Genomic DNA, 13,530 nt, shown 5'->3' with positions numbered 1-13,530 from the left:
GGCAGGCCGTCGATTTACAGCGAGGCCTCGCCCTGGCGCAGGCCGCGCGGCCGGGTCGAGGGCGGGGTGGACCGGATCAGGCTGCCCGCGCCATGTTCCGTGAACAGTTCCAGCAGCGTGGCATTGGGCACGCGCCCGTCCAGGATCACCACCGCGCGCACGCCATCCTGCAGGGCCTTCAGCGCGGTTTCTGTCTTGGGGATCATGCCGCCCGCGATGGTGCCGTCGGCGATCATGTCGCGCACCTGGTCGGGATGCAGCTGGGTCAGGACCTGGCCGGTCTTGTCCTTGACGCCCGCGACGTCGGTCAGCAGCAGCAGCCGGTCGGCGCGCAGCGCGCCCGCGATGGCGCCCGCGGCGGTGTCGCCGTTGACGTTGAAGGTCTCGTTGTCGGCCATGCCGGTGGCGACGGGTGCGATCACCGGGATCAGGCCCGCCTTGTAAAGGTCGCGAATGATCTGGACGTTCATCTCGACCGGGCGTCCGACGAAGCCCAGTTCGGGGTCGTCGGCCTCGCAAACCATCAGGTCGTCGTCCTTGCCGCTGATGCCCACGGCGCGGCCGCCCGCGTCGTTGATGGCCTGGACGATGCGCTTGTTGACCAGGCCCGACAGGACCATCTCGACCACGTCCACTGTGTCCTTGGTGGTCACGCGCTTGCCGCGCACGAAGGTGCTTTCGATGCCCAGCTTGCCCAGCAGTTCGTTGATCATCGGGCCGCCGCCGTGGCAGACGACCGGGTTCATGCCGACCTGCTTCATCAGCACGATGTCGCGGGCGAATTCGGCCATGGCCTGGTCGTCGCCCATGGCATTGCCGCCGAACTTCACGACGACAACCGCGCCAGAGTAGCGTTGAAGATAGGGCAGGGCCTCGGACAGGGTTCTGGCGGTGGCGGTCCAGTCGCGGTTCATGTTCTGCGTTCTCATCCTTGAAGGCCCCTTTTCGACGGGCGGACCCTAGGACGCATCGCCGGATCAGTCCAGACGGGTTCAGTCCAGATGCGTTCAGTCCAGCCCGGCGATGATCGCGCGCAGGGTCGCGATGCCCTGGCCCTTTTCGGACGAGGTGACGACGATCTGCGGGAAGGCGGCCGGGTGCTTCTGCAATTCGGTCTCAACCTGTTCCAGGACAGGCTTGATCGCGTTCGGGCCCAGCTTGTCGGCCTTGGTCAGCACGACCTGGAAGGGGACGGCGGACTTGTCCAGCAGGGTCATGATCTCGTGATCGACGGGCTTCACGCCGTGGCGCGAATCGATCAGGCAGAAGGCGCGGCGCAGCGTCGGACGCCCGGCGAGATAGTTCTTGAGCAGCGCCTGCCACTTGGCGACCACGGCGACGGGCGCCTTGGCAAAGCCATAGCCCGGAAGGTCCACCAGATAGCTGTGTTCGCCCAAGGTGAAATAGTTGATTTCCTGCGTCCGTCCCGGCGTGTTCGAGGCGCGGGCCAAGCCCTTGCGACCGGTCAGGGCGTTGATCAGGCTGGACTTGCCCGCATTGCTGCGGCCCGCGAAGCAGACCTCGGGGCGGTCGGCGGGGGGCAACCCGTCCATCGCGACCACGCCCTTGAGGAAGTCGACAGGGCCGGCGAACAGCAGGCGCGCGGCCTCGGCCACATCCGCTTCGGGTTCCGGGGCGACGGGGAAGGCGACCTTCATGCCGTCACCTCATCGCCCAGACTGATGTCGCCGCCGGTCACGACCTCGGCGAAGATGCCGAAGTCGGTATGGCCGTAAAGGCGTTCAAGGCTGTCCAGCATGTCGATGTCGTTTTCCCCGGTGTCGGTATTGGCGCTTGTCGCCGCGCAGCGGCCGACATGCTGGGTGACGCGCAGTTCCACGCTGCCGATGCTGATGACCTGGCCGATCAGCGCGCGTTCGGCCCAAGGCTGCCAGCCGTCGATCCACAGGTTGCCGCGCCAGCGGTGCAGGCCCAGGGCCTGGCCGGTGCGGGCTTCAAGATCGGCAAGGCTTGCCAGCGACAGGATCGAGATCCAGGGCCATTTCTGGTCGGTCCAGATCGCCGCGCCCCGCACAAGGCGGGTGGGCGCCGAAGCATTGGCGGGCCAAAGCGGGCGCAGCCATTCGACAAGGCGGTCGCCCTCGGTGTCCGGGTCGATGACCAGATCGACCTGGGTCGGTTGGCGCAGCACCAGACGGCCGTCCGACCAGCCGCCGCTGATGGCCTGGACCTGCGGCGACTGGACGCCGCGCACGAAGCAGGACTTGGGCAGCCACCGGTCGGGCTGCCCCGCCGTCTGGCTGGCCTGGGCGTTGCGCTCGCCCGCCTCGGTCAGGACCGCCCATTCGCGGTCACCGGGCAGGCGGCGGGCGGCGGTCAGGGTTATGCGGTCCAGCCCCTCTCCGCCGATCGACTTGATCGGATGGCGGCGGATATGGGCCAGACGCGCCGTCACTTGCTGTCCTTCTTGGGACGCGCGGGGATCGAGGACTTGATGTTGCCGAACAGGTCGGGCCGGTGGCCGTGCATCGACATGATCGTGTACTGCTGCGCGATGGTGATCAGGTTGTTGGTGATCCAGTAGAGCACCAGGCCCGAGGCGAAACCGCCCAGCATGAACATGAAGATCCAGGGCATCCAGGCGAAGATCATCTTCTGCGCCGGATCGGCCGGGGTCGGGTTCAGGCGCTGTTGCAGCCACATGCTGATGCCCAGGACGATGGCCAGCGCCGGAAGCGACAGCGAATGCAGCAGCGTCCCTTGCGCGGGCGGCGCGAAGGGCAGCAGCCCGAACAGGTTCAGCAGCGACGAGGGATCTGGCGCGGCAAGGTCGTGGATCCAGCCGATCCAGGGTGCGTGGCGCAGTTCGATGGTGACGAAGATCACCTTGTAGAGCGCGAAGAAGATCGGGATCTGCAGCAGCACCGGAAGGCAGCCCGCAGCGGGGTTCACCTTCTCGCGCTTGTAAAGTTCCATCATCTCCTTCTGGAACTTCATGCGGTCATCGCCCGTGCGCTCCTTCAGCGCCTCCATCTGGGGCTGCAGTTCCTTCATCTTCGCCATCGAGATGTAGGACTTGCGCGCCAGCGGGAAGACCAACGTCTTCAGGATGAAGGTCAGGGCGATGATCGACCAACCCATGTTGCCGATCAGGCCGTGCAGCCAGTGCAGCAGGCGGAAGATCGGCTTGGTCAGGAAGTAGAACCAGCCCCAGTCGATGGAGTCGACAAAGCCTTGGATGCCGGGATTTTCCTGATAGGCGTTTATGGTCTCCCAGACCTTCGCCCCCGCAAACAGATAGCTGTCGGCGCTGACCTGGGTGCCCGGCTCGACGGTCTGCATCGGATAGCGGGCTTCGGTCTGGTAGATGTCCGCGCCCTCTGCATATTTCACGACCGAGGTGAAGGCCTGGCCCGGCGCCGGGGCCAGCGTGGTCATCCAGTATTTGTCGGTGAAGCCGATCCAGCCGTTGTTCGTGACCTGCGTCACTTCGGCGCGACCCTCGCGTTCGACCGGGTCCAGTTCGGCGATGTTGTCGTATTTCAGTTCCGTCAGCGTGCCGTCGGACATTCCCACCGCGCCTTCGTGCAGCACGAAGAAGTTCTGCGTGTCGGGGCGGCCGTGGCGGGCGATGATGCCATAGGGCGCGGCGGTGAAGGCGGCGTCGCCATTGTTCTGCAGCGCGTGGCTGACGGTGAACAGGTAGTTTTCATCCACCGAGAAGGTGCGGCGGAAGATCTGGCCCGCGCCGTTGTCCCAGGCCAGCGTGACCGGCTGGCCGGGGGCCAGTGTGTCACCCGACTCGACCTTCCAGACGGTCGAGGGTCCGGGAACAAGTGCCGGATCGACGCCCGGGCCGGGGGTCCAGCCATAGACCGCGTAATAGGGCTTGGACGCGCCGGTCTGGATGGCATCCGTGGCCGTCGCGGAGGACGGCGACAGCAGGCGGACGTTGGGCGAGTCTTCGTCCAGCGTCTCACGGTATTTCGTCAGCAGAAGGTCGTCGATGCGGCCACCGGCCAAAGAGATCGAGCCCGACAGCGACGGCGTCTGGATCTCGACCCGTCCGGCCTGCGGGGCGGCAGGTGCCGCAGCGCCCAGGTCGGCGGGCAGGGTGCTGCTTTCCGGATTGGCCAGCGGCACGTCCTGGGTCTGGGTTTCCACCGCGACCGGCTGTTCCGTGGGCACGGGCGGTTCGGGCGCAAAGACCGTGTACCAAACCAGGATCACCAGGAACGACAGGACCGTCGCCAGGATCAGATTGCGGTTGTTGTCTTCCATCGCTTACCAGCCTTCTCGCGTCCGTCGCGCCGCTTCAACAGAAGGGGCGCTTAAAGGTCAAGCGGATTTGGCCCAGGGGACCAGCCACCGCAGCGTTCGTCACGCCTCTCGCAGGCGCGGGATGTCGTCGGGCGATGCCGCCGCGCCGCTTGGAAACAGCGCGGCAAAGTCGAACAGCTTCGGGTCAAGAAGATGCGACGGGCGCACGTTCATCAGCGCCCGGAACATCACCTGGCGGCGGCCCGGCGTGCGGGTTTCCCATTCGTCCAGCAGGCGTTTCACCTGCACGCGCTGCAGCCCTTCCTGGCTGCCGCAGAGGTCGCAGGGAATGATCGGATAGTTCATCGCGCGCGAAAACCGTTCGCAATCGGCCTCGGCCACATAGGCCAGGGGGCGCAGCACGGTCAGGTCGCCGTCCTCGTTCAACAGCTTGGGCGGCATAGTGGCCAGCCTGCCGCCGTGGAACAGGTTCATGAAGAAGGTTTCCAGGATGTCGTCGCGGTGATGGCCCAGCACGACGGCGGAACAGCCCTCCTCTCGCGCGATGCGATACAGGTTGCCCCGGCGCAGGCGCGAGCACAGCGAACACATCGTGCCGCCAGGCGCGATCTTGTCGGTGACGATCGAATAGGTGTCCTGGTATTCGATCCGATGCGCCACGCCTCGTTCGGTCAGGAACCGGGGCAGAACGGTCGCCGGGAAGTTCGGCTGGCCCTGGTCCAGGTTGCAGGCCAGCAGGTCCACCGGCAGCAGTCCGCGCCATTTCAACTCGTGCAGCACGGCCAGCAGGGTATAGCTGTCCTTTCCGCCCGAGAGACATATCAGCCAGCGGTCGCCGGGCCGGATCATGCCGTAATCCTCGATCGCGGCGCGGGTTTCGCGCACCAGCCGCTTGCGCAGCTTGCGGAACTCGGTCGAGGAGGGGGCGCCCGCGAACAGCGGATGAATCTCGGTCAGGTCGTCAGTGTCGTCCAGCATCGGATCGCCTTTCGTGATCGGGATCGGCCCCCGGCACCGGATCATAGCCCGCGCCGCCCCAGGGATGGCAGCGTCCGATCCGCCGCGCCGCCAGCCAGCCGCCGCGCAGGCCGCCGTGCCGCGACAGCGCATCAAGCGCATAGGCCGAACAGGTCGGCTGGAAGCGGCAGGCATTGCCAACCCAGGGCGAGGCCACCAGCCGATAGGCCCGGACGGGCAGGGCCAGCAGATGGGCCAGCGGGCTCATCCGTGGATCTTGCGCAGGGCAGCGCCCAGGTCACGGCACAGGTCGGCGAAGCCGCGGCTTGTTGTCGCATCGGGACGGCCCACCAGCACATAGTCCCAGCCGGGCCGCGCGCCCTGGGGCAGATGCAGCCGCGCCACCTCGCGCAGCCGGCGTTTGGCGCGGTTGCGCATCACCGCGTTGCCGATCTTCTTGGAACAGGTGAAGCCCACGCGGAACGGCAGGCCGTCGCCCCGGTCACGCGCCTGCAGCAGAAAGCCGGGCGTTCCCTGCCGCAGCGCGCGGGACGCCGCAAGGAAATCCGCCCGCTTGGCAATGACCGGGGGCATGGACATGCGAAATGCCGCCATGCCGTCATCCACGGGTCGCGCTTCGGCAACGGGATGGGGCAGGGGCGGCATGTGCTGGAACCCTTGGTCTGGCGGGGCAAGCCCGCCGCAAAGGATCAGGCCGACAGGCGCTTGCGGCCCTTGGCGCGGCGCGCGTTCAGGACGCGACGGCCGCCGCTGGTGGCCATGCGCGCGCGAAAGCCGTGACGGCGCGCACGAACGAGGTTCGAGGGTTGATAAGTGCGCTTCATGGTCGTTCTCCGGGATCTTGTCTTGCGGATGGCGGGCGGCAGGGGCAAGGAAGCAATGCTTCACCCCACACGCGAACGCGCCGGTTGTTCGAAGCCCGCTGGATAGAGGAAGGCCGCTGGTCCGTCAACCACAAAGGCGGACAATCGCGCATCCTGTTTTGTTCCAGTGGCGGAACCGCTAGGATATCACATTCGTTTGATGTGCAAAGCGGGGCCGGTCGGGCTGAAACACGCGCATCTGCTGCGCTGATGATCAAGATTACATGAAACTGAACACGATCTCTGGCCGATTCGCCGCATTGACGATCATCTTCGTCATGCTGGCCGAACTGCTGATCCTGCTTCCTGCCTTGGCCAGCTTCCGGCTTGATTACCTCGAGTCGCGGCTGGAGCGCGCGCAGATCGCCAGCCTTGCGCTGCTGGCGACGGACGAATCGCTGGCCGACGATCTGGAAAGCGAGCTTCTGCAGAACGCCGGCGTGTTCAACGTCGTCCTGCGCCGCGACGATATCCGTCAGCTTGTGCTGCAATCCCCGCTGCCCGGCCCGGTCGTGATGACCTATGACCTGCGCGAGGAAGGTGTGCTCCAGACCATCGACGATGCCTTGGGCGCGCTGATCAACCGCGAGAACGAGGTGATCCGGGTCATCGGCGCCCCGGTGAACCAGGCGGGCCAGCTGATCGAGATCACGATGGAGACGGCGCCCCTGCGCGCGGGAATGCTGGAATACGGCTTCCGGCTGCTGCTGCTTTCGGCGGCCTTCTCGATCCTGACGGCGATCCTTCTGAACCTGGCGGTGCAAAGGTTGATGCTGGTTCCGATCCGCCGGGTGATCAGCCACATGGTATCCTATGCCGAGGCGCCCGAGGATCCGCGCCACATCATCACCCCCGACGCCCGCCTTGCCGAGTTGCGCGATGCCGAAACCGCGCTGGAGGCGATGCAGAAGACCGTTACCTCGTCCCTGAAGCAGAAGGAACGGATGGCGCAACTGGGACAGGCGGTCGCCAAGATCAGCCACGACCTGCGCAACATCCTGACCACGGCGCAGATCTTCGCGGACCGGCTGGAAGACAGCGGCGACCCCAAGGTCAAGCGCGCCGCGCCCAAGCTGGTGAACTCGATCAGCCGCGCCGTGAACCTGTGCGAGACGACGCTGGCCTTCGGCAAGGCCGAGGAACCCGCCCCCACGCTGTCCCGCTTCAATCTTGCGCAACTGACGGCCGAGGTCGTCGAGGCGGAGACCCTGGCAAGCCACGGCGGGCTCAGGGTCGAGTTCCTGTGCGACATTCCCCCCAGCCTGACGATTCGCGCCGACCGCGACCAGCTTTACCGCGTGCTGGCCAACCTTGCCCGAAATGCCCGCCAGGCGATCGAAGGCACCGGCCAGCCCGGCACGGTCGAGATCGGCGCCGGCGAAACCGACGGCGACTGGTGGATCCGCGTGGGCGATACCGGCCCCGGCCTGCCGGAGAAGGCGCGCGAATACCTTTTCAAGCCCTTCGCCGGCAGCGCGCGCAAGGGCGGCACGGGCCTTGGCCTGACCATCGCCGCCGACCTGGTGCGCGGGCATGGCGGCCGGCTGGAACTGGTTCGCAGCGATGCCGAGGGCAGCGAGTTCATGATCCATATCCCGCGCGACATGGCGATCCTGCCCACCCGCCAGATGGCAGCCGGTTGATAAAATTCGGGCCCGGGCGTTTTTTCCCTTTCGCCCCCTTGCATCCCCCCGAACACCCGTCTACATGACCGCCCTACGACGGACCCGTAGCTCAGCTGGATAGAGCACCAGACTACGAATCTGGGGGTCGGGCGTTCGAATCGCTCCGGGTCCGCCACTTTCCCATCCAGGGATTTTCCACACCGTCCGGCAGGCTTGCCGAGGCGGTGTTTTGCTATCTCGGGCACCAGATTTTCCTGGCGGCCGCGGGATCAGGGCCGCGTCCTCTTGGGCTGCTCCGCCGGCCCGGCGCGCCTTCTTCCCCTTTTGTTATCCCCAGCATTTTTGGTCTGACCCGGCCACCGGCGTTGACGGCGGCGTTCCGAAGGAACTAGAACAAAACAGAAACATTATTGTTGATGTCATGTATGTCCGTTCATGTCCTGCGGCCTCTGGCGCCTATACGGCAGGTGCCGGACCTGCGCGCCGCCACCCTGGCCGAGATCAGTTGCGCCTCGTCCCTGGACGGGGCGGGCACGGGGTTTCTGATGGCGGCCCTGCCCGAAGGGCCGGTGCTTTGGGCCCAGGACAGGCTGACGCGGCGCGAGGCGGGGGTGCCCTTCCTGCCAGGGCTTGGGCGCTGGCTGCTGCGCGCCGACCTGTCGCGCCCCGCCGACGTGCTGACGGCGATGGAGGATGCGCTGGCCTGTCCTGCCATCTCGGCCGTGGTGGGCGAAATCTGGGGCGACCCGGCGGCCCTGGATTTCACCGCGACGCGCCGCCTTGCCATGCGGGCCGAGGCCGCGGGCAGGCCGTGCTGGCTGCTGCGCAGGGCAGGTTCGGCCAATGCCTCGGCGGCGCGGATGCGGTGGCGGGTGACTGCCTTTCCGTCGGATGCAGGCCAGGACGATCCCGCGGCGCCGGGCGATCCGCTTTGGCGGGTCGAGTTGTTCCGGTCGCGCCTGTCGCCCCCTGGCGAATGGCTGGTGCGCCATGAATGCGGGGAAGACGGGACGGCGCATCGCCTTTGTTTTTCTGCCCTCGCTGCCGATCGAGCGGTGGCGGAACCGGCGGCGGCGGATGGAGGGGGCGGTTCCGGATGACGTTCCGGTGGTGCTGTCCGCCGAAGGCCATCATGGCCCGGTGGTGCATGACCTGAACGAGGCTGCCCGGTCCGCGGGCGTGCGCCGTGGCGCGCGGGTGGTGGACATGCGCGCCCTGTGCCCCGCGCTTCAGGCGGTCCCGGCCAGTCCGCGGGGCGATGCGGCGGCCCTGACGCGGCTGATGTTCTGGGCGCGCCGCTGGGGGCCCCATTCTGCCACGGACGGTGCGGACGGGCTGGTCGTCGACACCACGGGCACCGCGCATCTGTTCGGCGGAGAAGCCGCGCTGCTGTCCGACATCGAGGCGCGTTTCGCCGGGGCAGGGGTAACGGCGCGGCTGGCGCTTGCCCCCACATGGGGTGCGGCCTGGGGCTTGGCCCGCTTTGGTCCGGCGCGTGCCGTCAGCCATGATCCGGCCGATCTTTACCCGCTGCCCATCGCGGCCCTTCGGCTGTCGGAGGAAACGCTGCTGCTGCTGCGCCGCCTGGGGCTGCGGCGGGTCGGGGATCTGGCAGCGATCCCGCGACTGCCGCTGATGCGCCGCTTTGGCCGGGCGCCCGCATGGGACAATCCGCTGACCCGGCTGGACCAGGCGATGGGCCGCCTGGCCGAACCAATCGGCGCCCCCGAGCCGCCTCTGGATTTCGTGGCGCAGGCACGGTTGGCCGAGCCGGTGATGGATCCCACCGCTTGGCTGCCGGGTCTTGTGCAGGATCTGGCCGCGCAGATGGCCCGCCAGGACCGGGGCTGCCGGCGGCTTTGCTTGTCGGTCTTTCGCGTCGATGGCCGCAGGCGCGACGTCCGCGTCGCCACCGCCGCCCCCAGCCGCGAGGCCGGCCATCTGCTGCGGTTGTTCCAGGGGCGGCTGGACGGGCTGGATCCAGGCTTTGGCTTCGACCTGATCCGCCTGGCGGCCGAGGCGACCGAGCCTCTGGCCACCGCCCAGGTCGGGCTGGATGGCAATGCCGACACTGCGCTGCACCTGTCGCGGCTGATCGACCGGCTGGTGTCGCGCTTTGGCGCCGATGCGGTTTCCCGCCCGCTGCCCTTCGAAAGCCACCTTCCCGAACGGTCGCAGACGCGGGCCGATGCCTTGCGCGACGATCCGCCCCCCGCGCCGCGTCCCGACCGGCCCCTCCGCCTGTTCGACCCGCCCGAGGAGGTGCGCGTTCTTTACGCCGTTCCGGAAGGCCCGCCCGCATTGTTCGTCTGGCGGCGCCAGCGGATTGCGGTGACCCGCCATGCCGGTCCCGAGCGCATTGCCCCCGAATGGTGGCGGGACAGTCCCGGCACACGGCTGCGCGACTATTTCCGGATCGAGGACGCCACCGGCCGCCGCCTGTGGCTGTATCGGGAAGGCTTGGCGGGCGACGGCCGGGGCGGGATGCCCCGCTGGTTCGTGCACGGGGTCTTTGCCTGATGCCGCAGAACGACCACCAGGCGCCCCGCCGCAGGCTGAAGGGCGACTTTGCCCCCAACCCGCGCGCGCCTTTCGTGGAACTGGGGGTGACTTCGGCCTTTTCCTTCCTGCGGGGCGCGTCGGACGCGACCGAACTTGTGCAGACGGCGCATGGTCTGGGTTATGACGCCATCGGCATCGCCGACCTGAACAGCCTGGCGGGCGTCGTGCGCCTTCATGCCGAGGCGCGACGCGCGGCCCTGCGCCCGATCATCGGCGCGCGGATCGTGCTGACCTGCGGGACGGGCTTTCTGGCCTATCCACGCGACCGCGCGGCCTATGGCCGGCTGTCCACGCTGATCTCCAAGGGGCGGATGCAGGATCTGGACGGGGCCTGGCAGGCCAAGGGCATCTGCGACCTGACGCTGGACGATCTGGCCGATCACGCACAGGGGCTGGCCCTGATCTGGTTGCCCGGCAGGGATCTGTCGGTGCTGCCCGGTCTGACCGCGCGACTGCCGGGACTGGGCCATGTGGCGGCAGCCTATCTTTATCGCGGGAACGACGTGGCGCGGATCAACCGGCTGGACCGGGCGGCGAAGGATTGCGGGCTGTCGATCCTGGCCACGAACGACGTGCACTACCACGCCCCCGACCGCCGCCCGTTGCAGGACGTGATGACCTGCATCCGCCACGGCACCACCATCGACCGGGCGGGCTTCCTGCTGCATGCCAATGCCGAGCGTCACCTGAAATCCCCGGCCGAGATGGTCCGCCTGTTCGCCCGCTGGCCCCATGCCATCCGCGCCGCGCGCGACCTGGCGGACCGGCTGACCTTTTCCCTGCGGGAACTGGCCTATGAATATCCGCGGGAAACCGCGCCCGCCGGTCGCGATCCGCAGGACTATCTGGCGGAACTGACCTGGGCGGGTGCCGCCGCGCGCTATCCGGATGGTGTGCCGGACAAGGTCCAGGCGGCGCTGCGACGCGAACTGGCGCTGATCGCCAAGAAGAACATCGCCCCCTATTTCCTGACCATCCACGAGGTCGTCGACTTCGCCCGATCGCAAGGCATCCTCTGCCAGGGGCGGGGCTCGGCCGCGAATTCGGCGGTCTGCTTTGTCCTGGGCATCACGCCCGTCGATCCCGCGCATTTCGACCTGCTGTTCGAACGCTTCATCAGCGAGGATCGCGACGAGCCTCCTGATATCGACGTCGATTTCGAACATGAACGCCGCGAGGAGGTGATCCAGCACATCTACGAAAAATACGGCCGCGACCGGGCCGCGCTGTGCGCCACCGTGATCCATTACCGCCCGCGATCCGCCATCCGGGAAGTCGGCCGCGCCATGGGCCTGTCCGAAGATATCACCGGCGCCCTGGCCGCGACCGTCTGGGGCGCCTGGGGCACCAGCATGGGCGAGGCCGAGGCGGGCGAGGCGGGCGTGGACATGACGGACCTGCGCCTGCGCCGCACCTTGACGCTGGCCCAGCAGATGATCGGAATGCCCCGCCACCTGTCCCAGCATGTCGGCGGCTTCATCCTGACCGAAGGCCTGCTGACCGAGACCGTGCCCATCGGCAACGGCGCCATGCCGGACCGCAGCTTCATCGAATGGGACAAGGACGACATCGACGAACTGGGCATCCTCAAGATGGATGTGCTGGCGCTGGGGATGCTGACCTGCATCCGCAAATGCTTCGACCTGGTCGCCGCCCATCACGGGCGGCGGCTGACGCTGGCGGATCTGAACCCCGATGCGCCGGATGCCGCCCCCGTCTTCGACATGCTGTGCCGGGGCGACAGCATCGGCGTCTTCCAGGTCGAAAGCCGGGCGCAGATGAACATGCTTCCGCGCCTCAAGCCGCGCCGCTTCTATGACCTGGTGATCGAGGTGGCGATCGTCCGTCCCGGTCCCATCCAGGGCGACATGGTCCACCCTTATCTGCGCCGCCGCAACGGGCAGGAGCCGACCGAATATCCGCGCCCAGGCCCCGCCCATCCCCAGACCGAGCTTGAGGAGATCCTGGGCCGCACCCTGGGCGTGCCGATCTTCCAGGAACAGGCCATGAAGATCGCCATGGTCGCGGCCGAGTTCGATTCGAAGAAGGCCAACGAATTGCGCAAGGCGATGGCCACCTTCCGGTCGCGCGGCACCATCGAGGCGCTGCAATCCGACATGGTCGAGGGCATGACCCGGCGCGGCTATGATCCCGCCTTCGCCCGCCGCTGCTTCGACCAGATCAAGGGCTTCGGCGAATACGGCTTTCCTGAAAGCCATGCGGCGGCCTTCGCGCATCTGGTCTATGTCTCGGCCTGGCTGAAGCACTATTACCCGGCGGCCTTTGCGGCGGCGCTGCTGAACAGCCAGCCGATGGGCTTCTATGCCCCCGCGCAGATCGTCCGCGACGCCCGCGAACACGGGGTCGAGCTGCGGGCGGTGGATGTGAACTTCTCGGACTGGGACAATACGCTGGAGCCTGCGGGCAACGGTCCCGCCCTGCGGCTGGGCCTGCGCCAGGTCGAGGGGATGGGGCAGGCGGCCGCGGCACGGCTGATCGCCGTCCGCGACGCGCCCTTCACCGGGCTGGCGGACCTGCAGGGCCGGGCCCGGCTGGATGCCGGGGCGATCCGGCGGCTGGCTGCTGCGGATGCGTTCCGCTCGGCCGGGTTGGACCGACGCGGTGCGCTGTGGGACGCCAAGGCCCTGCGCGATGCGCCCGACCTGCCCTTGTTCCGCCAGGCCGAGGACGAGGGGCAGGAACCCGCCATAGCCTTGCCCCCGATGCCTGTCTGCGAACAGGTCGCCGCCGATTACCAGACGCTGCGCCTGTCGCTGAAGGCGCATCCGCTGCGCTTCATGCGCCGGTCAATGACCGCGCAGGGCTATGTCCCGGCGGCGGCGCTTGCCCGCACAAGGCAGGGACAACAGGTCCGGCTGGCAGGGCTTGTGCTGATCCGGCAGCGTCCCGGCAGCGCCAGGGGCGTCTGCTTCATCACGCTGGAAGACGAGACGGGAACCGCGAACCTGGTGATATGGCCAAAGGTGTTCGACGCCTTCCGCAAGGTGATCATGACGGCGCGGGTCATCGACGTGCACGGGCACATCCAGCGGGGCGAAGGCGTCATCCATGTCGTTGCCGCCACCCTGACCGACCGCAGCGATGTCCTGTGGCGCCTGATAGGCGAAAGGGTGATCCCGCCCATGTCCCGCGCGGACGAGGTGAATCGCCCGATCCCCGCCAGCCGCCAGTCCCACCCCCGCGACGCCGAGGTGATCCCGAAGTCGCGCGATTTCCACTGACCGGCCGCTGCGTGTCCG

General features: G+C 67.6%; 12 protein-coding genes and 1 tRNA gene. 5 read left to right on the top strand and 8 right to left on the bottom strand.

Going from position 1 to position 13,530, the window contains the following annotated elements:
- Positions 1–14: 14 nt before the first annotated feature.
- From argB to rpmH, 8 genes are all read right to left on the bottom strand, one after another.
- The gene (argB, locus tag FIU66_RS10800) at positions 15–914 is read right to left on the bottom strand and encodes an acetylglutamate kinase (RefSeq protein WP_167623481.1); all 900 of its coding nucleotides are present in this window, start codon (positions 912–914) and stop codon (positions 15–17) included.
- A 93-nt stretch (positions 915–1,007) separates the two neighbouring features.
- Positions 1,008–1,658: a ribosome biogenesis GTP-binding protein YihA/YsxC gene (gene yihA, locus FIU66_RS10795; RefSeq protein WP_103172996.1), complete on the bottom strand. Its 651-nt coding sequence runs from the start codon at positions 1,656–1,658 to the stop codon at positions 1,008–1,010.
- Positions 1,655–2,416, bottom strand: a complete 762-nt coding sequence (locus FIU66_RS10790; RefSeq protein ID WP_167622702.1) for an MOSC domain-containing protein — start codon at positions 2,414–2,416, stop codon at positions 1,655–1,657. The genes yihA and FIU66_RS10790 overlap by 4 nt, the downstream gene beginning before the upstream one ends.
- Positions 2,413–4,242 (bottom strand): membrane protein insertase YidC, encoded by a 1,830-nt coding sequence (gene yidC, locus FIU66_RS10785; RefSeq protein ID WP_167622701.1) that lies wholly within the window; start codon positions 4,240–4,242, stop codon positions 2,413–2,415. Before yidC ends, FIU66_RS10790 begins: the two co-directional genes overlap by 4 nt.
- Positions 4,243–4,341: 99 nt before the next feature.
- Positions 4,342–5,220, bottom strand: coding sequence for a tRNA 2-thiocytidine(32) synthetase TtcA (ttcA, locus tag FIU66_RS10780; protein WP_167622700.1), 879 nt, complete (start codon positions 5,218–5,220; stop codon positions 4,342–4,344).
- A complete protein-coding gene (gene yidD / locus FIU66_RS10775) occupies positions 5,204–5,467 on the bottom strand; it encodes a membrane protein insertion efficiency factor YidD (RefSeq protein WP_167622699.1) in 264 nt (87 codons plus the stop codon). Before yidD ends, ttcA begins: the two co-directional genes overlap by 17 nt.
- Positions 5,464–5,865, bottom strand: a complete 402-nt coding sequence (gene rnpA / locus FIU66_RS10770) for a ribonuclease P protein component (protein ID WP_370528915.1) — start codon at positions 5,863–5,865, stop codon at positions 5,464–5,466. Before rnpA ends, yidD begins: the two co-directional genes overlap by 4 nt.
- Before the next feature lie 44 nt (positions 5,866–5,909).
- Entirely contained in the window at positions 5,910–6,044 is a 135-nt protein-coding gene (gene rpmH, locus FIU66_RS10765; RefSeq protein ID WP_103172990.1) for a 50S ribosomal protein L34, read from the bottom strand.
- 263 nt (positions 6,045–6,307) lie between these two features.
- On the opposite strand from rpmH, the gene FIU66_RS10760 reads away from it, so the two are divergent.
- The 5 genes from FIU66_RS10760 (at position 6,308) to FIU66_RS10740 (ending at position 13,512) form a co-directional block, all read left to right on the top strand.
- Positions 6,308–7,726 (top strand): HAMP domain-containing sensor histidine kinase, encoded by a 1,419-nt coding sequence (locus tag FIU66_RS10760; protein ID WP_167622698.1) that lies wholly within the window; start codon positions 6,308–6,310, stop codon positions 7,724–7,726.
- Positions 7,727–7,806: 80 nt separating this feature from the next.
- A tRNA-Arg gene (locus tag FIU66_RS10755) sits at positions 7,807–7,883 on the top strand.
- Positions 7,884–8,133: 250 nt separating this feature from the next.
- Complete coding sequence (locus tag FIU66_RS10750) at positions 8,134–8,808, top strand: ImuA family protein (RefSeq protein ID WP_240544667.1); 675 nt, start codon at positions 8,134–8,136, stop codon at positions 8,806–8,808.
- Positions 8,699–10,228 (top strand): DNA polymerase Y family protein, encoded by a 1,530-nt coding sequence (locus FIU66_RS10745; RefSeq protein ID WP_240544666.1) that lies wholly within the window; start codon positions 8,699–8,701, stop codon positions 10,226–10,228. Before FIU66_RS10750 ends, FIU66_RS10745 begins: the two co-directional genes overlap by 110 nt.
- The gene (locus tag FIU66_RS10740; RefSeq protein ID WP_167622696.1) at positions 10,228–13,512 is read left to right on the top strand and encodes an error-prone DNA polymerase; all 3,285 of its coding nucleotides are present in this window, start codon (positions 10,228–10,230) and stop codon (positions 13,510–13,512) included. Before FIU66_RS10745 ends, FIU66_RS10740 begins: the two co-directional genes overlap by 1 nt.
- The last annotated feature ends 18 nt before the right edge of the window (positions 13,513–13,530 follow it).

Source organism: Paracoccus sp. AK26 (assembly GCF_011801365.1).
GTDB lineage: Bacteria > Pseudomonadota > Alphaproteobacteria > Rhodobacterales > Rhodobacteraceae > Paracoccus > Paracoccus aerius.
The sequence above is the reverse complement of the archived record's forward strand: the minus strand, read 5'-3'. Positions and strand labels throughout refer to the sequence as shown.